The 20,530-nt window shown below is 72.7% G+C and carries 17 protein-coding genes and 1 tRNA gene; 13 read left to right on the top strand and 5 right to left on the bottom strand.

The window, feature by feature from the left end; genetic code table 11:
• Positions 1–15 precede the first annotated feature (15 nt).
• Positions 16–876 (bottom strand): helix-turn-helix transcriptional regulator, encoded by an 861-nt coding sequence (locus tag OG309_RS12340; protein ID WP_329420529.1) that lies wholly within the window; start codon positions 874–876, stop codon positions 16–18.
• A 101-nt stretch (positions 877–977) separates the two neighbouring features.
• Here OG309_RS12340 and OG309_RS12335 point away from each other — a divergent pair, with 101 nt between their 5' ends.
• Positions 978–2,411, top strand: a complete 1,434-nt coding sequence (locus OG309_RS12335) for an MFS transporter (protein ID WP_329420527.1) — start codon at positions 978–980, stop codon at positions 2,409–2,411.
• Between the two features lie 169 nt (positions 2,412–2,580).
• Entirely contained in the window at positions 2,581–2,814 is a 234-nt protein-coding gene (locus OG309_RS12330; protein WP_005317760.1) for a hypothetical protein, read from the top strand.
• On the opposite strand, the gene OG309_RS12325 is transcribed toward OG309_RS12330, so the two are convergent.
• Complete coding sequence (locus OG309_RS12325; RefSeq protein WP_329420520.1) at positions 2,793–4,127, bottom strand: glycosyltransferase 87 family protein; 1,335 nt, start codon at positions 4,125–4,127, stop codon at positions 2,793–2,795. The genes OG309_RS12330 and OG309_RS12325 overlap by 22 nt on opposite strands.
• 132 nt (positions 4,128–4,259) lie before the next feature.
• On the opposite strand from OG309_RS12325, the gene OG309_RS12320 reads away from it, so the two are divergent.
• The 9 genes from OG309_RS12320 to OG309_RS12280 all read left to right on the top strand — a co-directional run bounded on the left by OG309_RS12320 (position 4,260) and on the right by OG309_RS12280 (position 15,882).
• Positions 4,260–4,332 (top strand) — tRNA-Ala (locus tag OG309_RS12320).
• A 309-nt stretch (positions 4,333–4,641) separates the two neighbouring features.
• Entirely contained in the window at positions 4,642–7,512 is a 2,871-nt protein-coding gene (leuS, locus tag OG309_RS12315; RefSeq protein ID WP_329420519.1) for a leucine--tRNA ligase, read from the top strand.
• Between the two features lie 117 nt (positions 7,513–7,629).
• Entirely contained in the window at positions 7,630–8,373 is a 744-nt protein-coding gene (locus OG309_RS12310; RefSeq protein ID WP_329420518.1) for a hypothetical protein, read from the top strand.
• A gap of 54 nt (positions 8,374–8,427) precedes the next feature.
• Positions 8,428–9,273: a DegV family protein gene (locus OG309_RS12305; RefSeq protein WP_329420517.1), complete on the top strand. Its 846-nt coding sequence runs from the start codon at positions 8,428–8,430 to the stop codon at positions 9,271–9,273.
• 386 nt (positions 9,274–9,659) lie between these two features.
• Entirely contained in the window at positions 9,660–10,412 is a 753-nt protein-coding gene (locus OG309_RS12300) for a helix-hairpin-helix domain-containing protein (RefSeq protein ID WP_402544198.1), read from the top strand.
• Positions 10,409–12,949, top strand: coding sequence for a ComEC/Rec2 family competence protein (locus tag OG309_RS12295; RefSeq protein WP_329420514.1), 2,541 nt, complete (start codon positions 10,409–10,411; stop codon positions 12,947–12,949). Before OG309_RS12300 ends, OG309_RS12295 begins: the two co-directional genes overlap by 4 nt.
• 29 nt (positions 12,950–12,978) lie before the next feature.
• Positions 12,979–13,593, top strand: coding sequence for a winged helix-turn-helix domain-containing protein (locus OG309_RS12290; protein WP_329420512.1), 615 nt, complete (start codon positions 12,979–12,981; stop codon positions 13,591–13,593).
• 2 nt (positions 13,594–13,595) lie between these two features.
• Positions 13,596–14,870 (top strand): MFS transporter, encoded by a 1,275-nt coding sequence (locus tag OG309_RS12285; RefSeq protein ID WP_329420510.1) that lies wholly within the window; start codon positions 13,596–13,598, stop codon positions 14,868–14,870.
• A gap of 127 nt (positions 14,871–14,997) precedes the next feature.
• A complete protein-coding gene (locus OG309_RS12280) occupies positions 14,998–15,882 on the top strand; it encodes a YceI family protein (protein ID WP_329420509.1) in 885 nt (294 codons plus the stop codon).
• Between the two features lie 15 nt (positions 15,883–15,897).
• Here the strand turns inward: OG309_RS12280 and OG309_RS12275 are convergent, their stop codons facing one another.
• Positions 15,898–16,143 carry a hypothetical protein gene (locus OG309_RS12275; protein WP_329420508.1) on the bottom strand — a complete coding sequence of 82 codons (246 nt, stop codon included), beginning with the start codon at positions 16,141–16,143 and terminating at the stop codon, positions 15,898–15,900.
• 56 nt (positions 16,144–16,199) lie between these two features.
• Here OG309_RS12275 and holA point away from each other — a divergent pair, with 56 nt between their 5' ends.
• The gene (gene holA, locus OG309_RS12270; protein ID WP_329420506.1) at positions 16,200–17,189 is read left to right on the top strand and encodes a DNA polymerase III subunit delta; all 990 of its coding nucleotides are present in this window, start codon (positions 16,200–16,202) and stop codon (positions 17,187–17,189) included.
• Between the two features lie 298 nt (positions 17,190–17,487).
• Here holA and OG309_RS12265 read toward each other — a convergent pair whose 3' ends face one another.
• The gene (locus tag OG309_RS12265; RefSeq protein ID WP_329420504.1) at positions 17,488–17,859 is read right to left on the bottom strand and encodes a hypothetical protein; all 372 of its coding nucleotides are present in this window, start codon (positions 17,857–17,859) and stop codon (positions 17,488–17,490) included.
• Positions 17,860–18,055: 196 nt separating this feature from the next.
• Positions 18,056–18,322 (bottom strand): 30S ribosomal protein S20, encoded by a 267-nt coding sequence (rpsT, locus tag OG309_RS12260; protein WP_329420503.1) that lies wholly within the window; start codon positions 18,320–18,322, stop codon positions 18,056–18,058.
• A gap of 184 nt (positions 18,323–18,506) precedes the next feature.
• Between rpsT and lepA the strand changes: the two genes are divergently transcribed.
• Complete coding sequence (lepA, locus tag OG309_RS12255) at positions 18,507–20,378, top strand: translation elongation factor 4 (RefSeq protein WP_329420501.1); 1,872 nt, start codon at positions 18,507–18,509, stop codon at positions 20,376–20,378.
• The last annotated feature ends 152 nt before the right edge of the window (positions 20,379–20,530 follow it).

The following is a 20,530-nucleotide window of genomic DNA, read 5'->3' as shown; positions in this document are numbered from 1 at the left end:
CGCCGCCCCCGCTCCTCACCTGCCCTCGTACAGCGCCGCGACCGCCCGGCGGCTCGCCTCGTCGTTCGGCGTGTAGGTGACGATCCGGCACCCCGGCATCCCGTTGATCGACAGCGACACCGAGGTCATCCGTATCTCGCCCACCGCCTCGTGCCGGAAGGCCTTCACCCGGGTGCCCGGCGGCATGACGTCGCCGCTGCGCCACAGCTCCGCGAAGTACGGGCTGGCCTCCGACAGGCGCCGGACCAGGTCCTCCCAGGAGGGCTCGCCCACGTGCCGCCCGTACGAGCCGCGCAGCTGGGCCACCATCAGGGGCAGCTCCAGCCGCTTGTCGACCAGGGGGCACTCCAGGTCGGGGACGGTGAAGAGGTTCCACAGCACGTTGCGTGTCCCGAGGGGGCCCGCCTCCCGGCTGAGCGCGTCGACGTCGAACAGCAGGTCGTACGTCGTGTTCGTCGCCAGCACGTCGTACCGCGCGTTGTAGACCACGGCCGGCTGGGGCACCAGGGCGTCCAGGATGCCCTGGATCTCCGGACTGACGGCCGCCGCGTCCTCGGCCGCCGTCTCCGGCTCGTACGGCACCTCCGCGAGGTGGTAGAGATGCTCGCGCTCCGGCCGGTCCAGGCGCAGCGTGCGGGCCACCGCGTCGAGGACCTGGGCCGAGGCGTTGATCGGGCGGCCCTGCTCCAGCCACGTGTACCAGGTCACGCCCACGCCGGAGAGCTGGGCCACCTCCTCGCGTCGCAGCCCCGGTGTGCGCCGCCGCAGGCCGGGGGCCATGCCCACGTCCTCCGGCGTCACCCGGGCCCTGCGGGCGCGCAGGAAGGCGGACAGCTCCGGTCTGCGCCGCTGCTGGGTCACTGCCAACGTCGTCACACCCCCATGGTCGAGTCCCCGTGCCGCCGTTGCCAGGTGCTGTCGCTACCAGCATCAGCGGGCTCTCGTTACCCGTATCGGACCGGCGTCACGCTGCTCGTATGACGACGACCACAACACGTCCCGTACTCAGTAAAGACGGTGGCACCGACAATCGGCGCGGTCCGCTGCTCGCCGTCGTGCTCGCCGCCCAGTTCATGGCGCTGCTCGACGCCTTCATCGTCAACGTCGCCGCCCCCACCATCCGCCTCGAACTCTCCGCCTCCGGGGCCGGGATCCAGCTGGTCGTCGCCGGATACTCCATCGCCTACGCCGTGTTGCTCATCACCGGGGCCCGCCTCGGCGACCTGGTCGGCCACCGGCGCATGTACCTCGCCGGCCTCGCGCTCTTCACCGCCGCCTCGCTCGCCTGCGGACTGGCCGCCGGCACCGGCCAGTTGATCGCCTTCCGGGTGGCGCAGGGTGCCGGATCGGCGCTGATGATCCCTCAGGTGCTCAGCCTCATCCAGCGCAACTTCACCGGTGAGGGCCGGGTACGGGCGCTCGGCGCCTACTCGGCCGTTCTCGCCACCGGTGCCGCCGCCGGGCAGGTCGCCGGCGGAATCCTGGTCAGCGCCGACCTGTTCGGCACCGGCTGGCGGCCGGTCTTCCTGGTCAACGTGCCCATCGGGCTCGTCCTGCTGGTCCTCGGCGCCAAGCTGCTGCCCCGCGACGCGCGCACCGACCGCGAGCGGGCCCACGCGCTCGACCTGCCGGGACTGCTCCTGCTCGCCGCCACGGTGTCCCTGCTCACCGTCCCGCTCGTCCTGGGACAGGAGGCGGACTGGCCGCTGTGGACCTGGCTCTCCCTGGGCGGCTCCGCGCTCTTCCTGGTCGCCTTCGGCGCGTACGAGTCCCGGCTCGCCCGCCGCGGCGGCGCCCCGCTCATCGCCCCACGGGTCCTGCGGATCCCCGGCATCGGGCGGGCCGCCCTGCGCATCGCCGCGGTCATGGGCGTCAACGCGGGCTTCCTGTTCACCCTCACCCTGCACCTCCAGGGCGGGCTCGGGCACAGCGCCCTGCGGGCCGGGCTCACCTTCGCGCCCACCGCCGCCGTCTTCGGGGTCGTCGGCCTCACCTGGAGGCGCTGGCCGGCCTCCTGGCAGCCGCGCCTGGTCCCGTGCGGCTTCCTGCTGACGGCCGCCGCCGCGCTCGCCGTGGGCGGCGTCCTGAGGGACGGCGGAGACGGCGGCCGGCAGCTCTACCCGGTGCTGTGCGTCATGGGCGTCGGCCTCGCCCTGGCCTTCAGCCCCGCCCTGACCGGCGCGCTCGCGACCGTCCGGCCCGAGGACGCGGCCGACGCCAGCGGGCTGCTCGCCACCGTCACCCAGCTCGGGCAGCTGATCGGGGTCGCCGCCTTCGGCACCCTCTACCTCGGCGGGATCACCGCACCGGGGGCGCGCGCGTCAGCCGACGCGCTGTGGGTGTGCGCCTTCGCGCTGGCGGCGACGGCGCTGGCGGGGGCTGTCACGGGGCTCGTCCGGCGACGGCGCTGACCCCCTTGCGGGGCCATGGCAGAATCGGACCGCCGGAGGGGGACGTGGGTCCGGGCGGGAGGGAGCGCGCATGGCCGTGGACGGTGCCGAGGTGACCGAAGCCGATGCCGTCGCGGAACCAGCCGCGTCCTGTCCGTGTACGTCCTGCCACCACATCCGGAGCTGAGTGATGGGTGCACACAGGCGGAAGTGCGACTGGTGCGGCAGCGGTACGCCCATCGTCCGGGACATGGACCCGGTCAACCCCGAGTTCCAGTACTGGTGCGAGGAATGCGCGCGGGCGCTGATCATAAAAGGCGACCCGATCGAGACCTACCGTGAACTCGAGGGGGAGCCGATCTACGGTCGGCTCCTCGACGAGCACTGCACCCTCAAGCGGTTCTACTCCTTCGCGACGGCCTGAGCGGCCGCCCGCGGAGCCTCGCGGGGCTCGTGGAGCCCGGTGGTTTCGACGGCCGCGCGCACAGAAGCGTCCGGCCCGGCCGGGTTCGCGCCGGTGACCGCCCGGCGGCGCGCGAGCAGGTAGCCGGCGAACACCGCCGTCGCCGTCAGCGGGTAGACCGCGGAGAGCAGCATCTGGCCCGCGTTCTGGTCCAGTTCGGGGCGGCCCGGGTCGTGCGGGACCCACCACAGCGCGAACGAGGCGAAGGCCAGTGCCACGACTCCCGTCACGGGGAAGAAGCGCGTGGTCCGGTCGTACAGCAGGATCAGCAGCGGCACGCACCACACCCAGTGGTGGGACCAGGAGATCGGGCTGATCATCAGCGCCGTGAACGCGGTGACGATCACGGCCACCGCCCTGTCGCCGCGCACCGCGGCCCGGACCGCGACGGTCATCGCCGCGCCGCCCAGGAGGGCGGCCGCCGCCACCCACCACAGGCCGGGGGCGTCGGTGTGCATCAGCCGGGCCAGGACGCCGCTGATGGACTGGTTGGCGGTCTCCTCGGCGTGACCGACCCGGCCCGTCTCGAACAGGGTCCGGGTCCAGAACTTCTTCGAGTCGGCGGGCAGGGCCAGCGCCATCGCCAGCGTCGTCCCCAGGAAGACCCCGGTCGCCGTGAACGCCGTCCGCAGCCACTGGTTCAGGGCCCGGTCCCGGCGCCACAGCAGCAGCCCGGCGGCGAGCAGCAGGACGACGAAGAGACCCGGGGTCAGCTTCACCGCGGTCGCGAGGCCGATGCCCAGGCCGGCCCAGCGGCTGCCCTCGCGGCGTGTCAGATCCCACAGCACCGCCACCGCGACGAGCAGGTTGATCTGGCCGTACCGCAGCGTCGTCCACACCGGCTCGCACCAGACCACGATCGCGGCGACCCACAGTGTCGTACGCCATAGATCGGCGCGGGCCCCGGCCCGGGACAGCGCCGGGCGGACCAGCTGGAGCGACAGCTGGACCAGCGCCACCACCAGGAGCAGGTTCCCCGCGGTGGTGAGCGTCCGCATCAGCGGGACGCCCACCAGGGTCAGCGGCACGAAGAGCACGGCGGCGAACGGCGGATAGGTCATGGCGAGGTTCGCCGACGTGGCGCGCATCGCGTAGAGGTCGCCGCCGGCCCGCAGCGTCTCGCCCTCGGCCCGGTAGACCATCACGTCGAGCATGTTCACGTGGGCGAGGCGTTGAGCCACCCAGAAGGCCGCGAACGAGAGCAGACAGACGGTCGCGGCGGTGGCCAGGGGCCACCTGCGGGCGGGGGATCGGGCAAGCACGGACTCGGTCACAGGGGGCGACCCTACCCGCAGCCTCCCGACCGGCCAGGAAGCGATTTGGTGATCTGGCGAGAAGCCGGTTAATGTTCTGTCTGTCGCCGCGAGGGAAACGGAAACGGAAACCGAAGCGGGGATGAACGACAAGGGGCTATAGCTCAGTTGGTAGAGCACTTGCATGGCATGCAAGGGGTCAGGAGTTCAAATCTCCTTAGCTCCACAGAAAGAGAAGCGGGTCATCCGGATCGGATGGCCCGCTTCTTTTGTGTCCGCCTTCTTTGCGCTCGCTTCTTTTGCGCCCGCTGCCGCGGTGTCGCCCCCTGGAACGTCGATGCGGCCCGGACAGGCCCTGCGGTACCCTGGCGCCATGCGTGCCGTACGCCTTCTGCTTAGCGAGCCGCGCTGATCAGTCCCGACGGATGAAGATCCGGTCGGCATCGGCGCGGCGCCCCCTCCTGTGCGAGGGGTTTTTTCGTTTCGTGGCAGTTGCTGGCAGTGGGCAGAGACGATCGATGGAGCTTCAAGGATCATGACCGAGATCAACACGGCTGCCGAGACGGCGGCCCAGCATCGCTACACGGCGGCCATGGCCGCCGACATCGAGGCACGCTGGCAGGACGCCTGGGACGCCGAGGGCACCTACGAGGCCCCGAACCCCACCGGCGACCTGGCCGGGGACGCGGCCGTGGTGGCCCGCCCCAAGAAGTTCATCATGGACATGTTCCCGTACCCCTCCGGTGCGGGCCTGCACGTCGGTCACCCCCTGGGGTACATCGCCACCGACGTCTTCGCCCGTCACGCGCGCATGACCGGGCACAACGTCCTGCACACCCTGGGCTTCGACGCCTTCGGCCTGCCGGCCGAGCAGTACGCCGTGCAGACCGGCACGCACCCGCGCGTGTCGACCGAGGCCAACATGGAGAACATGAAGGTCCAGCTGCGCCGGCTGGGCCTGGGCCACGACAAGCGCCGGTCGTTCGCCACGATCGACCCGGAGTACTACCGCTGGACCCAGTGGATCTTCCTGCAGATCTTCAACTCCTGGTACGACACGGACGCCGCCAAGGCCCGACCGATCGCCGAGCTGGTCGAGCAGTTCGAGAACGGCACCCGCGAGGTCCCCGGCGGCCGTGACTGGAACGCCCTGAGCGCCGTCGAGCGCGCCGACGTCCTGGGCGAGTACCGGCTGGCGTACGCCTCCGACGCCCCGGTCAACTGGTGCCCCGGCCTGGGCACCGTCCTGGCCAACGAGGAGGTCACCGCCGACGGACGCTCCGAGCGCGGCAACTTCCCCGTCTTCAAGGCCAAGCTGCGCCAGTGGAACATGCGCATCACCGCCTACGCGGACCGCCTGCTGGACGACCTGGACGCGCTGGACTGGCCCGAGGCCATCAAGCTGCAGCAGCGCAACTGGATCGGCCGCTCCGAGGGCGCGCGCGTCGACTTCCAGGTCGGCGACGCCGGTGCCATCACCGTCTTCACCACCCGCCAGGACACCCTGTTCGGCGCCACCTACATGGTGCTGGCCCCCGAACACGAGCTGGTCGAGAAGATCGTCCCGACCGCCTGGCCCGAGGGCACCCACGCCGTGTGGACCGGCGGGCACGCCACCCCGGCCGAGGCCGTCGACGCCTACCGCAAGCAGGCCGCCTCGAAGTCCGACGTCGAGCGGCAGGCCGACGCCAAGGAGAAGACCGGCGTCTTCACCGGCGCGTACGCGACCAACCCGGTCAGCGGCGAGCAGGTCCCCGTCTTCATCGCCGACTACGTCCTGATGGGCTACGGCACCGGCGCGATCATGGCCGTCCCGGCGCACGACAGCCGCGACTTCGCCTTCGCGCGCGCCTTCGAGCTGCCGATGCGCTGCGTCGTGGAGCCCTCCGACGACCGCGGCACCGACCCGTCCACCTGGGACGAGGCCTTCTCCTCCTACGAGGCGAAGCTGGTCAACTCCTCCAACGAGGACGTGGCCCTGGACGGCCTGGGCGTCGTCGACGCCAAGGAGAAGATCACCGCCTGGCTGGCCGACCGCGGCATCGGCGAGGGCACGGTCAACTTCCGACTGCGCGACTGGCTGTTCAGCCGCCAGCGCTACTGGGGCGAGCCCTTCCCGATCGTCTACGACGAGGACGGCGTCGCCCACCCGCTGCCCGAGTCCATGCTGCCGCTGGAGCTGCCGGAGGTCGAGGACTACTCGCCGCGCACCTTCGACCCGGACGACGCGGACACCCAGCCGGAGACCCCGCTGTCGCGCAACGAGGACTGGGTCTACGTGACCCTGGACCTGGGCGACGGCGCCGGGCCGAAGAAGTACCGCCGCGAGACCAACACCATGCCCAACTGGGCCGGTTCCTGCTGGTACGAGCTGCGCTACCTGGACCCGCGCAACGACCGGGAGCTGGTCGACCCCGCCGTCGAGCAGTACTGGATGGGGCCGCGCGAGGGCATGCCCACCGGTGGCGTCGACCTGTACGTCGGCGGTGCCGAGCACGCCGTGCTGCACCTGCTGTACGCGCGCTTCTGGTCCAAGATGCTGTTCGACCTGGGCCACGTCTCCTCGGCCGAGCCGTTCCACAAGCTGTACAACCAGGGCATGATCCAGGCCTTCGTCTACCGGGACGCCCGCGGCATCGCGGTCCCGGCCGCCGAGGTCGAGGAGCGCGACGGGGCGTTCTGGTACGAGGGCGAGAAGGTCAGCCGCGTCCTGGGCAAGATGGGCAAGTCCCTGAAGAACGCGGTCACCCCGGACGAGATCTGCGGCGAGTACGGCGCCGACACGCTGCGCCTGTACGAGATGGCCATGGGCCCGCTGGACGTCTCCCGCCCGTGGGACACCCGCGCCGTGGTCGGCCAGTACCGGCTGCTGCAGCGGCTGTGGCGCAACATCGTCGACGAGGCGACCGGTGAGGCCACCGTCGTGGACGCGCCGGCCGACGAGGACACCCTGCGCGCCCTGCACAAGGCCATCGACGGGGTCTCCCAGGACATGGTCGCGATGCGCTTCAACACCGCCATCGCGAAGATCACCGAGCTGAACAACCACCTGACCAAGTCCGGTGGCGCGCTGTCCCGCCCGGTCGCCGAGCAGCTGGTGCTGCTGGTCGCCCCGCTGGCCCCGCACATCGCCGAGGAGCTGTGGCACCGCCTGGGCCACAACGAGTCGGTCGTCCACCAGGACTTCCCGGTCGCCGACCCGGCGTACGTCGTGGACGAGACCGTGACCTGCGTCGTGCAGATCAAGGGCAAGGTCAAGGCGCGCCTGGAGGTCTCCCCGTCGATCACCGACGCGGAGCTGGAGGCGCTGGCGCTGGGCGACGCGAACGTGGTCGCCGCGCTGGGCGGTGCCGAGATCCGCAAGGTGATCGTCCGCGCGCCGAAGCTGGTCAACATCGTCGCCTGACGCTCGACGTCCCCTAGGGGGATGGTGGGGGCAGGTTGGGGGTTCCGATGGAACCCTCGGCCTGCCCCTTCCGTTTACCGTGGAAGGACCACAACCGCAGTCGGAGGGGCGAGGCACATGGAAGCCGCGATCACGATCATGGCGCTGCTCTTCGTCGCCTTCGTGGCGCTCGGGGTCTACGCCACGGTGAAGGTGGCCAAGGCGGCCAAGCGCGGTGTCGACCGCACGATCGACCAGGCCAGGCGCACGGTCGAGGACACCACCCTGCGGGCCAAGAGCTTCGGCCAGACCGGCGCCGCGGGCGAGCTGGCGCAGCTGCGCCTCTCGCTGCGGACCTCGATGCGCGCCACCCAGGACGCGCTGCAGGCAGGCGTCGCCGACGACGCCTCCCTCAAGGAGTCCCTCGACCTGTTCCAGCGGCTGAGCGCCCACGGGCGTGAGGTGGACGAGGACCTCAAGCGGCTCGAACGGGAGCCGGACAAGGCGCGCGTCCGTCAGCAGCTGGGCGAGCTCCGCCGCCGCACGGAACAGATCACCCACTCCGCCGACTCGCTGCGCTGGGCGGCCAGGGACCGGGCCCACCGGTTCGCCGAGGACGAGCTGTCCTCGCTGAGCGCCCAGATCGACGTGGAGGCCGGCGCCCTGCGCCACTGGACCGGAACCGACGCCGACGGCACGGGTACGACCGGGCAGGCGGCGGGTGCGACCGGATCCCCGTGGCCCGGGACCGCGGCTCCCGCGCCGGGCGCCGAGCGCACGCAGTCCGCGGCGCCCGAGCAGCCGCAGGCGATCACCGGCCCAGACCCCCTGCGGACGCCGTATCCGTGGGAGAAGTCGACCCGGCCGGAGACCACCACCTGAGCGCGGTGGGGGCCGGGCTGCCGTGCCACGGCCCCTGCGGGTAACCTCCCGCTCATGTCCCGGCATGTCGCGATCGTCACCGATTCCACGGCCTACCTGCCACCCCAGACGATGGAGCGGCACGCCATCACCTCCGTCCCGCTCACCGTCGTCATCGGCGACCGTGCGCTGGAGGAGGGCACCGAGATCTCGGCCCGTTCCCTCGCCGAGGCGCTGCAGAAGCGTCGCTCGGTGACCACCTCGCGGCCCGGCCCCGAGGTCTTCGCCGCCGCCTACCGCGCGGCCGCGGAGGGGGGCGCCCGCGGCGTCGTCTCGCTGCACCTGTCCGCCGAGTTCTCCGGCACCTACGACGCCGCCGTGGTGGCCGCCAAGGACGCCCCCGTGCCGGTACGGGTCGTCGACACCCGGATGGTGGGGATGGCGCTCGGCTTCTGCGCCCTGGCCGCCGCCGAGGTCGCCGACGCGGGCGGCTCGCTCGACGAGGCCGTCGCGGCGGCCGAGAAGCGGGCCGAGGGGACCTCCGCCTTCTTCTACGTCGACACCCTCGACTACCTGCGCCGGGGCGGGCGCATCGGGGCGGCGCAGGCTCTCCTCGGCTCCGCGCTGGCCGTGAAGCCGCTGCTCGAACTGGACGGCGGCCGGATCGAGCTGCGCGAGAAGGTGCGCACGGCCTCGAAGGCCATCGCCCGGCTGGAGGAGATCGCGGTCGAACGGGCCGGCGCCGGACCCGTCGACATCGCCGTGCACCACCTCGCCGCCCCCGACCGCGCCGCCGCGCTGGCCGAGCGCCTGCGGGGCCGGCTGTCGGCGATCGAGGAGCTGCAGGTCACCGAGGTGGGCGCGGTGATCGGCGCGCACACGGGACCGGGGCTGCTCGCGGTGGTCGTCTCTCCGCGCTGACCGGCGCGGCATGACGGCGGTGCGCGGTATCCCCCGTCCGGGTGGCGAAGTTATCCACAAGTAAGTGGATTTCCACCGGAATTGAGGCCTCTCGGCAGGTTCCGCGCCATCCGCCTACCGTCTCGTCCATGACTCTTCGCACACACATCGCAACAACCCGTCGGCGCACGCGTGGCGCCGCGCTCACCAGCGGTCCCGGCCGGGCCCCGGGCTCGGACGGGAGGGCCGGGCGACGGGCCCGGGCGAGACACGCGGCCGGCGTGGTCCCGGGAGGGGTACGGCACCGGGGCGACGCGCTCTTCCCGGCGGCGGCGCCCCCGGCCGCGCCCACACCGGCCCCACCTCTGCCCACGCCGCCACCTCCCCCTCCGCCGCCTCCGGAACCGGTGTCGCGGCCGCCGTCGCTGCTGCCGTCGCGCAAGGAGCGCCTGTGGCTCGCGGTGCGGGAGCGGCTGCCGTTGTGGGTGCAGTCGCGGTGCGGGCTCGAACGGCGGTCGCTGGCCGCGCTCGCCGTGGTCCTCGTGGTGGCGGCGGGCGTCGCGGGCGCGTTCTTCTGGACGGGGCGGCCCCAGCAGGTCAGGGCGCCGGAGGTGGTGGGCGCGGCCCGTCCGCTGCCCGGGACCGGGCCGTCCCCCGACGAGCGGGGAGGCGCCTTGCCTCCGGGCCCGGACCCGGCTCCGTCCCCCGCCTCGGCGGCGCCCGTGGTCGTCGTGGACGTCGGCGGCAAGGTACGCAGGCCGGGGGTGCTCACGCTGCCCGCCGGCTCCAGGGTCGCCGACGCCCTGCGTGCGGCGGGCGGTGTCCGCCCGGGTGCGGACCTCTCGGGCCTCAACCGGGCCCGGGTCCTCGTGGACGGCGAGCAGGTCCTGGTCGGGCTGCCGGGTGCCGGGGCCGCCCCGGCGGGCGCGGGAGCGGCGGCGGGGCCGTCCGGGGCTTCGGGCCCCGCCCAGCCGCTGAGCCTCAACGCGGCGACCGTGGAGCAGCTCGACACGCTGCCGGGAGTGGGCCCGGTGCTGGCCCGGCACATCGTGGAGCACCGCGTCGAGCACGGCGGGTTCCGTTCGGTCGACGAGCTGCGTGAGGTCAACGGGATCGGTGAGCGCCGGTTCGCGGACCTCGAACGGCTGGTGCGGCCGTGAACCCCGGCGCCCCGGCCGAGGTCGAGCGGCCCGTCGGAGGGGACGAGGGCCCGGCCGATCTTCGGCTCGTGCCGCCGGCCCTGGCCGCGTGGGGCGGGGCGGCCCTCGCCGTCGGCGTCGTCGGCTGGTGGAGCGTGGCAGGAGTGCTGCTCTGCCTGGCCGGGGCCGCACTGCTCGTCCGCCCGGCCGCGCGACACGGCCTGCGGGCGACCGCCTGCGCCGGAGTGCTCCTGTGCGCCGCCGCCGGAGCCGCGTCCGGCGGACTGCACGCCGCCGACCTGCGGCGCGGGCCGGTCCCCGGGCTCGCCCGGGACGGCGGCCGGGTGACGGCCGAGGTGGCCGTCACCTCCGATCCGCGGCTCACCCGGCCGAGGTCGAGCGGGAGCCGGGCGCTGCCGGTCTCCGTGGTCCTGGAGGGCGAGGTGGTGCGGGTCGAGGACCGGGACGGCGCCGTGCACCTGACTCGGGCACCGGTCCTGGTCGTGGTGGCCGCCGGTGAGGCGCGCGGGGAGTGGCTGCGGCTGTTGCCGTCGACCCGGCTGCGGGTGACGGGGCGGCTCGCGCTTCCGGTCCGGGCGGGCGACCCGTTCGCCGGGGTGCTGCGGGCGGACGGTGCGGGGCCGCCCCGGATCACGGGGCCGCCGAGCGCGCTCCAGCGCACCGCCGGGGAGTTGCGGGCCGGGCTGCGGCGGGCGACGGAGGGCCTCGCGCCGGACGCGCGGGCGCTGCTCCCGGGGCTCGTGGTCGGCGACACCGCCAGGATCGGGCCGGAGCTGGAGGCCGCGTTCGAGGCGACCGACCTCACCCACCTGCTGGCGGTCTCCGGATCGAATCTCACACTCGTCCTGCTCCTCCTGATCGGCAGGCCCGGTACCGCGCAGCTGATCGAGCGGGGCGGACTCGCCCCGCGGCTGGGCATCCCGCTGCGGGCCACCGCCCTGGCCGGGGGCGGCCTCACGCTCGCCTTCGTCGTGGTGTGCCGTCCCGACCCGAGCGTGTTGCGGGCGGCGGCCTGCGGGCTCGTCACGTTGCTGGCCATCGCGACCGGTCGCCGCCGGTCGCTGATCCCGGCGCTCGCGACGGTGGTGCTCGTCCTGGTGCTGTACGACCCGTGGCTGGCCCGGAGTTACGGCTTCCTGCTGTCGGTGCTGGCCACCGGGGCGCTGCTGACCGTCGCCCCGCGGTGGAGCGAGGCCCTGCGGCGGCGCCGGGTGCCCGGCAGGATCGCGGAGGCGCTGGCGGCCACGCTGGCGGCGCAGGCGGTGTGCGCGCCGGTGGTGGCGGTGTTCGCGGCCCGGGTGAGTCTGGTCGCGGTTCCCGCCAACCTCCTCGCGGAGCCCGCGGTGGCCCCGGCCACGGTGCTCGGCTTCGCCGCTCTGGGGCTCGCCGCGGTGTGGCCGCGGGCCGCCGAGGCCGTGGCGTGGGGCGCCGGATGGCCCGCCGGCTGGATCGCCGGGGTGGCCCGTGCCGGGGCGGGACTGCCGGGGGCCGAGACGGACTGGCCGGAAGGCTGGTGGGGCGGACTGCTGCTCGCGCTGCTCTCGGGGCTGGTGGTGCTCGGAGCACGGCGGCTGCCGTACCGGCGCTGGATCGGGGCGGGCTGCGTGGTGCTGCTGTTCCTGGCGGTGGTCCGGCCGCCTCCGCTGGTCCGGCTGGTCGGCGGATGGCCGCCGCCGGGCTGGGTGTTCGCGATGTGCCAGGTCGGCCAGGGCGACGCGACGGTGCTGGCGGCCGGCGGGGACACGGCCGTCGTGGTGGACGCCGGGCCCGAAGCGGCGCCGGTCGACCGGTGCCTGCGGGAGCTCGGGGTCCGCCGGATCCCGCTGCTCGTCCTGACCCACTTCCACGCGGACCACGTCGCGGGGCTGCCCGGGGTGCTGCGGGGGCGGGCGGTGGGCGCGATCCAGACGACCGGGCTCGCGAAGCCGCCGGAGCAGGCGGAGTTCGTGCGCCGGACGGCCGCGGCGGCGGGGATCCCGCTGGTGACGGCGCGGGCGGGTGAGCGGCGCGTGCTGGGCCCGCTGGAGTGGCGGGTGCTGTGGCCGGTGGCCACCCCCGGCGGGGCGCGGCCCGCAGGCCGCGGCGGGTCCGGACGGCCGGTCGGGCTCGGAGGGCCGGGGGACGCGGGAGACCCAGGGGGCGCAGGGGACGCAGGGGAGTCGGGTGAGTCGGGGGCCAATGACGCCAGTGTGACGTTGTTCGTCCGTACCGCGGGTGGAGTGACGCTGTTGCTGCTCGGGGACCTGGAACCGCCCGCCCAGCGTGGCCTGTTGCGGGCGTATCCGTCGCTGCCGCCCGTCGACGTGCTGAAGGTGGCCCATCACGGCTCCGCCCATCAGGACCCGGGGCTCATACGGGCGGTGCGGCCCCGGCTCGCGCTGGTGTCGGCGGGCCTGGACAACCCGTACGGGCATCCCTCGCCGCTGACCGTCGAGGCCTTGCGGGCGGGCGGGGCGCGGGTGCTGAGCACGGATCGGGACGGGGCCGTCGCGGTGGCCGGGGCCGGCCTGGCGCTGGTGGCCTACACATCCTTGTAAAGGAGTCTTTCTAAAGATATGTTTTCATCATGACGGAGCAGTCGCACAGCATCGAGCTGACGGACCCGCGCGCCCTGCGCGCCTATGCCCATCCCACCCGGATGACCCTCGTGGGTCTGCTGCGCACGAGCGGCCCCTTCACCGCCACCAAGGCGGCCGAGCTGACCGGCGAGTCCGTGGCCAGCTGCTCGTACCACCTGCGGATACTCGCCAAGTACGGGCTGGTCGAGCAGGCCCCCGGCGGCAAGGGGCGGGAGAAGCCCTGGCGGGCGACGGCCCGGTTCACCGAATGGCCGGACCGCAGCGAGGACGCCGCGGTCGCCCAGGCGGCGGACGCGCTCAGCGCGGCGGTCACGGAGCACTACTTCCAGCGGGTCCTGAAGTCCATCGAGAACCGGCACAGCCTGCCGGAGGAATGGCGCGAGGCCGAGCAGTTCGGCGACACGCTGCTCCACCTCACCCCCGAGGAGCTGACCGGTCTCGGGCGGCGGATCGAGGAACTGCTCCGCCCCTACGAGGAGCGGGAGGGCGACCCCGCCCTGCGGCCCGAAGGCGCCCGCCCCGTGGGCATCCTGCGGATCGCCTTGGTGGACCGCGACGCCGACACGAACACTGACGCCGACACCGGCGCGGGGGAGGAGTGAGCATGATGGCGATCATCGAACGCATACCCGCACTGCTGCGCGAGCGGCCCTTCCGGCGGTACTGGACCGGACAGACCGTCTCCTTCGTGGGCGACCAGATCTCGCTCATGGCGCTCCCGCTCACCGCCGTCCTGATCCTGGGGGCCGACGCCGCCGAGATGGGCTGGCTCAAGACGGCCGAGCTGCTGCCCGCGCTCCTGCTCAACCTGCCGCTCGGCGCCTGGGCCGACCGGCAGGCCCGGCGGCGGCGCGCCATGATCGCGGCGGACTTCGCCCGGGCGGTGCTGATCCTGACCCTCCCCGTCGCCTACCTGCTGGACGCGCTGACCCTCGGCCAGCTGTACGCGGTGGCCTTCGGGATAGGGGCGCTCACGGTGCTCTTCGAGGTGTGCAACGCCACGCTGTTCGTGGCGATGGTCCCCGCCGAGCGCTATGTGCAGGCCAATTCGCTCGTCAACGGGAGCCGTTCGATGGCGTGGCTGGCGGGCCCTGGCATCGGCGGCGTGCTGGTGCAGGTGCTCACCGCGCCCCTCGCGCTGGTCGCGGACGCGCTCACCTACCTGGTCTCGGCGGGGTACCTGGCCCGGATCCGCCCGGTCGAGCCGCCGCCCGCCCCGGTGGAGAAGGGGCACTTCGTGCAGGGGCTGCGCTGGGTCGTGCGGAACCCGTCGATGCGCGCGCTGTTCGCCGCCTCCGGGACGGTCCAGTTCTTCAACTACATGTTCCACACGCTCTTCGTGCTCTACGCGACGGCCGAACTCGGCCTGAGCGCCGGCGTGCTGGGCGCGGTGCTCGCGGCGGGGGCCGTGGGCGGCCTGATCGGGGCGGCGTGCAGCGGCCCGGTGGTCCGAGCGATCGGGATCGGCCCGTCGCTCGTGACCGGCTTCGTCGGCTTCACCCTGCCGCTGCTGCTCATACCGCTCGCCGGAGGGCCACTGCCGCTGGTGCTCGGGCTGCTGTTCGTCGCCGAGTTCCTGTCCTGCGCCGGGGTGATGGTGGCGGACATCGCCGCGGGCTCGTTCCAGATGGCGCTGATACCCGATGCGATCCGGGCCCGGGTGATGGGCGCGTTCCGGACGCTCAACCACGGCTTCCGTCCGCTCGGCGCGCTCGCCGGCGGGGTGCTCGGCACGGCCCTGGGGCTGCGGCCCACGCTCTGGGTGGCGACCGCCGGAGCCGTTCTGGCCGTGCTGTGGGTGCTGCCCTCGCCGCTGGCGCGCCTGCGGGAGCTGCCGGAGCGGGAGCAGGAGCAGGGGCCGGTTCCGGCGAAGGCCTAAGCGGAATATTCGGACTCCCGGTAACACTTGCCCCGTTTGCCTCGAACATCACATCAGTGATCGAATGCATCTTCGTCGAAGAAGAAAGTGCCGGTCATTGCCGGTGGTTCGTGCGGGGGTACGTGGAATGTTCGGTGGTCTGTTCGGCAAACGCGGCTCCGCGGCCGCGCGAGGCGGCCCGCTCTCGGGGCTCACGGTCCCGCCGTCGGCGGGCGTGCTGAGCTGCCGGGTCCTGGACCCCGTCAACGAGCCGGTCCGCCAGGCCGAGTTCGTGGTCAGCGACACGGCGGGCCGCAAGGTCCTGGCGGGGGAGACCGACCCGTACGGCAGCGTGCTCGCGACGGTGCCGGCGGGCGAGTACCGACTCGCGGTCACGGCCGAGGGCTACACCCCGTACCACGGCGCCACCGTCGTCGCCGAGCACGGGCACACGAGCCTGGGCGACCTGATGCTCCAGGTCGCACCCCAGCCGCAGCTCCCCGAGTCCGGCGACTGGGAGATCGACCCGGCGCACTCCCAGATCGGTTTCACCGCGCGGCACATCGGACTGGCCCGGATCCACGGCCGGTTCAACGGCTTCGCCGGGGCGATCAGGGTCGGCGAGCGCATGGAGCAGTCGGCCATGCACGTCGTGATCGACGCCGCCTCCATCGACACCGGCGTGCAGATGCGCGACGACCACCTGCGTTCGAGCGACTTCCTCGACGTGGGCGCGTACCCGACGATGGAGTTCTACAGCGAGCGCTTCGTCCACCGGGGCGGCAGCCGTTGGGGCGTCACCGGCGCGCTCACCCTGCACGGCGTCAGCCGCACGGTGACCCTCGACACCCAGTACCTGGGCATCGGCAGCGGCCTGGAGGGCGAGACCCGGTGCGCCTGCCGCGCGAGCACGGAACTGCACCGCGAGGACTTCACCCTGACCTGGCAGACGCTGCTCGCACGAGGCATCGCCGCCGTCGGCTCCAGCATCACCATCGAGCTGGACATCCAGATCGTCCCCAAGAAGGGCTAGGGCGCCGGGCGCCGACTACTCGGCCTCCAGCCAGCCGTCGTGCTCCGCGGCCAGGGCGTCGAGGGCCGTCGGGTCGAGCAGCCCCCGCGGGTCCTCCACGACCACCAGCCACTGGGCGTCCTCCGCGTCGTCCTCGCCGGCCAGGGCGTCCCGGACCAGCTGCGGCTCCTCGGCCAGGCCGAAGCGGTCGGGCAGGGCCTCGGCGACCTCCTCGGCGGCATCGCGGTCGGGCAGTACCAGTACGTGTCTCACATCGCTCACGTGCACATTCTCGACGATGGCCCGGCTGTCGGTGGCCCGTGGGATGCTGGATCGCGATGGCCACCAGAAAGACTTCCACCGAAGACCTCCTCACCCCCGTCACGCTCGCCGTGGGCCAGGAGGACCTGCTGCTCGACCGCGCGGTCCGCGAGGTGGTGGCGGCGGCCCGCGCCGCCGACGCCGACACGGACGTCCGCGACCTCGCGCCCGAACAGCTCCAGCCCGGCGCCCTCGCGGAGCTGACCAGCCCCTCGCTCTTCGCCGAGCGCAAGGTCCTGATCATGCGGAACGCACAGGACCTCCCGGCGGAGACGATCAAGGAGATCAAGGCGTATCTCGACGCTCCGGTCGAGGAGATCACCCTCGTGGTGCTGCACCCCGGCGGCGCGAAGGGCAAGGGGCTGCTCGACGCGGCCCGCAAGGCCGGCGCCCGCGAGGTGGCCTGCCCGAAGACCACCAAGCCGGCGGAGCGGCTGACCTTCGTGCGGCAGGAGTTCCGGGCGCTCGGGCGCTCGGCCACGCCCGAAGCCTGCCAGGTGCTGGTCGACGCGATCGGCAGCGACCTGCGCGAGCTGGCCGCGGCGGTCGCGCAGCTGACGGCGGACGTCGACGGCACGATCGACGAGGCGGTCGTCGGCCGCTACTACACGGGCCGCGCCGAAGCCTCCTCCTTCACGGTCGCGGACCGCGCCGTCGAGGGCCGGGCGGCGGAGGCCCTGGAGGCCCTGCGCTGGTCCCTGTCGACCGGGGTCGCGCCCGTTCTGATCACCAGCGCCCTGGCCCAAGGCGTCCGGGCCATCGGCAAGCTCTCCTCTGCCCGCGGCGGACGCCCGGCGGACCTCGCGCGCGAGCTGGGGATGCCACCGTGGAAGATCGACCGCGTGCGGCAGCAGATGCGCGGCTGGACCCCCGACGGGGTCTCCGTGGCACTGCGGGCGGTCGCGGAGGCGGACGCGGGCGTCAAGGGCGGCGGCGACGATCCGGAGTACGCGCTGGAGAAGGCCGTGGTGACCATCGCCCGCGCCGCCCGCATGCGCCGCGCCTGACACCGGGGCGCCGGCGGCCCCACCGACCAGCGCGGAGATCGTCACGCCGCCGGTCGCCCTGAGGGCGGGGGTCGTCGGTGCCGGTCACCCTGATGGCGGGGGAGAGCCCGTCCCGGCACCGGTCACCCTGATGGCGGGGAGAGCCGGCCCCGGCGTCAGTGCGACCGGTGCCACCCGTTCCGTCGCCTCCCGCGCGCCCCCACCCCCGCCGACTCCGCACCCCGCCGTCTCCGTACCCCGCCGTCCCGTACCGGGGACGGGCGCGGCCCCTCCCGGCGGGTCCGTGCCGACCTGCCCGTCAGGCGCCCCGTGGCTTCCGGCCCCCGCGCCCGGCCCCGCGGGCAGCGCGTCCCGCAAGGCCCGTGCCGAGTCCCGTTCTGCGTACCGCGCGGGCGAGGAGGCTCGGGCGGCGGCGGGGCGGGAGTGGTGTGCGCCGCGTCCAGAGGCCGTCGGGCGACAGGAGCGGAGCCTTGCGCTCGGTCCGGGCCTGGATCTCCACGTACGACTCGTGCGCCGTGACCCGGAACGCCTCGTCGTGCGCGGCCAGCGCCGCCGCGATCCCCGCGCCCGCCGAGCCCCGGCGGCGCACCACGACGGCCAGCCGGGCCAGCAGTCCCAGCACCCCGGCGAGCGCTGCGGCGATCACGAGGAGCGGCATGAAGTCGGTCATGCGGCGAGCCTACGCGCGGCGCCGGATACGACGAAGGCCCCGCCGCCTCCTGGGGAAGGAGGGCGGCGGGGCCTTCGCGTACAGCTTGGTGGCCCGTACACGCGTGGCGAACGCGTCTCGCGTACGTGGCCGGGATGGCCGGGCGGGAGCGGTTAGAGGGCCCGCTGGGTTCCCGTGCGGCCGTTCACATCAGAGCTCAGCCCTGGAGGGAGCCCACCTTGGTGGCCAGCGCCGACTTCTTGTTGGCGGCGGCGTTCTTGTGGATGACACCCTTCGAGACAGCCTTGTCGAGCTGACGCGAGGCGGCACGAGCGGCAACGGTGGCCTTCTCGAGGTCGCCGGCGGCGACAGCCTCGCGGGCCTTGCGGATCGCGGTCTTGAGCGACGACTTGACGGCCTTGTTGCGCAGGCGCGCCTTCTCGTTGGTCTTGTTCCGCTTGATCTGGGACTTGATGTTCGCCACGAAAGAGCCTTTACAGGTTCGATGTTTCTTCAGGATGTGCCACGCGGCTGAGAGGGCACACGAGACACAGCTGTCCACTTTATCAGCCGCGCTCCACCCCGCCCAAACCGAGCGCCGGACCGCAGTCATGGGACCATGGAGCCTACGTATCCGTTCTGAACATCGCCCGAGACGAGAACCCTGCGTGCCCGCGACTCCTACCAACGTGCCCGAGCCGAGCCGAACCGACCCGGCTCTGATCCGCAATTTCTGCATCATCGCGCACATCGACCACGGCAAGTCCACGCTCGCCGACCGGATGCTCCAGCTGACCGGTGTGGTCGACCAGCGGCAGATGCGCGCCCAGTACCTCGACCGGATGGACATCGAGCGCGAGCGCGGCATCACGATCAAGTCCCAGGCGGTCCGCCTTCCCTGGGCGCCCACGGACGGGCAGGGTGAGGGCCGTACCCACATCCTGAACATGATCGACACCCCCGGGCACGTCGACTTCACGTACGAGGTCTCCCGGTCGCTCGCCGCCTGTGAGGGCACGATCCTGCTGGTGGACGCGGCGCAGGGCATCGAGGCTCAGACTCTCGCCAACCTGTACCTGGCGATGGAGAACGACCTCACCATCGTCCCGGTCCTGAACAAGATCGACCTGCCGGCCGCCCAGCCGGAGAAGTTCTCCGAGGAGCTGGCCAACCTCATCGGCTGCCAGCCGGAGGACGTCCTCAAGGTCTCCGCGAAGACCGGCATGGGCGTCGAGGCGCTGCTCGACCGCGTGGTCCGGGACGTGCCGGCCCCCGTCGGTGTCGCCGACGCGCCCGCCCGCGCGATGATCTTCGACTCCGTGTACGACTCGTACCGGGGCGTCGTGACGTACGTCCGTGTCGTCGACGGGCAGCTCAACAAGCGCGAGCGCATCAAGATGATGTCGACCGGCGCCACCCACGAGCTGCTGGAGATCGGTGTCTCGTCGCCGGAGATGACGGCCTCCGACGGCCTCGGCGTCGGCGAGGTCGGCTACCTGATCACCGGTGTGAAGGACGTCCGCCAGTCCAAGGTGGGTGACACGATCACCTCCCTGAACAAGGGCGCGACCGAGGCCCTCGGCGGCTACAAGGACCCCAAGCCGATGGTGTTCTCGGGTCTCTACCCGCTGGACGGCTCGGAGTACCCGGACCTCCGCGAGGCCCTCGACAAGCTGCAGCTGAACGACGCCGCGCTGGTCTACGAGCCGGAGACCTCCGCCGCGCTCGGCTTCGGCTTCCGCGTCGGCTTCCTCGGCCTGCTCCACCTCGACGTGATCCGCGAGCGCCTGGAGCGCGAGTTCGGTCTCGACCTGATCGCCACCGCCCCCAACGTGGTCTACCGCGTGGTCATGGAGGACGGCAGCGAGCACACGGTCACCAACCCGAGCGAGTTCCCCGAGGGCAAGATCAGCGACGTGTACGAGCCCGTCGTACGCGCCACGATCCTGGCCCCCAGCGAGTTCATCGGCGCGATCATGGAGCTGTGCCAGACCCGCCGCGGCACGCTGATCGGCATGGACTACCTCTCCGAGGACCGGGTCGAGATCCGCTACACCCTGCCCCTGGCCGAGATCGTCTTCGACTTCTTCGACCAGCTGAAGTCCAAGACGCGCGGTTACGCGTCGCTGGACTACGAGCCCACCGGCGAGCAGGCGTCCAGCCTGGTCAAGGTCGACATCCTGCTGCACGGCGACAAGGTGGACGCGTTCTCCGCCGTCACCCACAAGGACGCCGCCTACGCCTACGGTGTCCGGCTGGTCGCCAAGCTGCGCGAGCTGATCCCGCGGCAGGCCTTCGAGGTGCCGATCCAGGCCGCGATCGGCTCCCGGGTCATCGCCCGCGAGACCATCCGCGCCATCCGCAAGGACGTCCTCGCCAAGTGCTACGGCGGTGACATCTCCCGTAAGCGGAAGCTGCTGGAGAAGCAGAAGGAAGGCAAGAAGCGCATGAAGATGGTCGGCTCCGTGGAGGTCCCGCAGGAGGCCTTCATCGCCGTCCTGTCGAGCGACGACGCGGCGGGCGGCAAGGGCAAGAAGTAGCTCCTGCCGACGGCCGCACGGTAGCTGCCGTATGCAACGAACGGGTCTGGGTGCCGTAGGCGCTCAGACCCGTTCGTTATAAGCAAGCCCTTACGCGCCAGTCTCCGGCGCTCTACTCTGAAGCCGCTCGAAGGTTACTCGCCAGTTAGTTA

Origin of the sequence: Streptomyces sp. NBC_01268, from assembly GCF_036240795.1 — a bacterium.
In the GTDB taxonomy this organism is placed as follows: Bacteria; Actinomycetota; Actinomycetes; order Streptomycetales; family Streptomycetaceae; genus Streptomyces.
The sequence above is the reverse complement of the archived record's forward strand: the minus strand, read 5'-3'. Positions and strand labels throughout refer to the sequence as shown.

Bases quoted from the DNA above. Each gene is read 5' to 3' on its own strand.
- OG309_RS12335 (WP_329420527.1), top strand. From the start codon at position 978: ATGACGACGACCACAACACGTCCCGTACTCAGTAAAGACGGTGGCACC.
- OG309_RS12330 (WP_005317760.1), top strand. From the start codon at position 2,581: ATGGGTGCACACAGGCGGAAGTGCGACTGGTGCGGCAGCGGTACGCCC.
- leuS (WP_329420519.1), top strand. From the start codon at position 4,642: ATGACCGAGATCAACACGGCTGCCGAGACGGCGGCCCAGCATCGCTAC.
- OG309_RS12310 (WP_329420518.1), top strand. From the start codon at position 7,630: ATGGAAGCCGCGATCACGATCATGGCGCTGCTCTTCGTCGCCTTCGTG.
- OG309_RS12305 (WP_329420517.1), top strand. From the start codon at position 8,428: ATGTCCCGGCATGTCGCGATCGTCACCGATTCCACGGCCTACCTGCCA.
- OG309_RS12290 (WP_329420512.1), top strand. From the start codon at position 12,979: ATGACGGAGCAGTCGCACAGCATCGAGCTGACGGACCCGCGCGCCCTG.
- OG309_RS12285 (WP_329420510.1), top strand. From the start codon at position 13,596: ATGATGGCGATCATCGAACGCATACCCGCACTGCTGCGCGAGCGGCCC.
- OG309_RS12280 (WP_329420509.1), top strand. From the start codon at position 14,998: ATGTTCGGTGGTCTGTTCGGCAAACGCGGCTCCGCGGCCGCGCGAGGC.
- holA (WP_329420506.1), top strand. From the start codon at position 16,200: ATGGCCACCAGAAAGACTTCCACCGAAGACCTCCTCACCCCCGTCACG.
- OG309_RS12265 (WP_329420504.1), bottom strand. From the start codon at position 17,859: ATGACCGACTTCATGCCGCTCCTCGTGATCGCCGCAGCGCTCGCCGGG.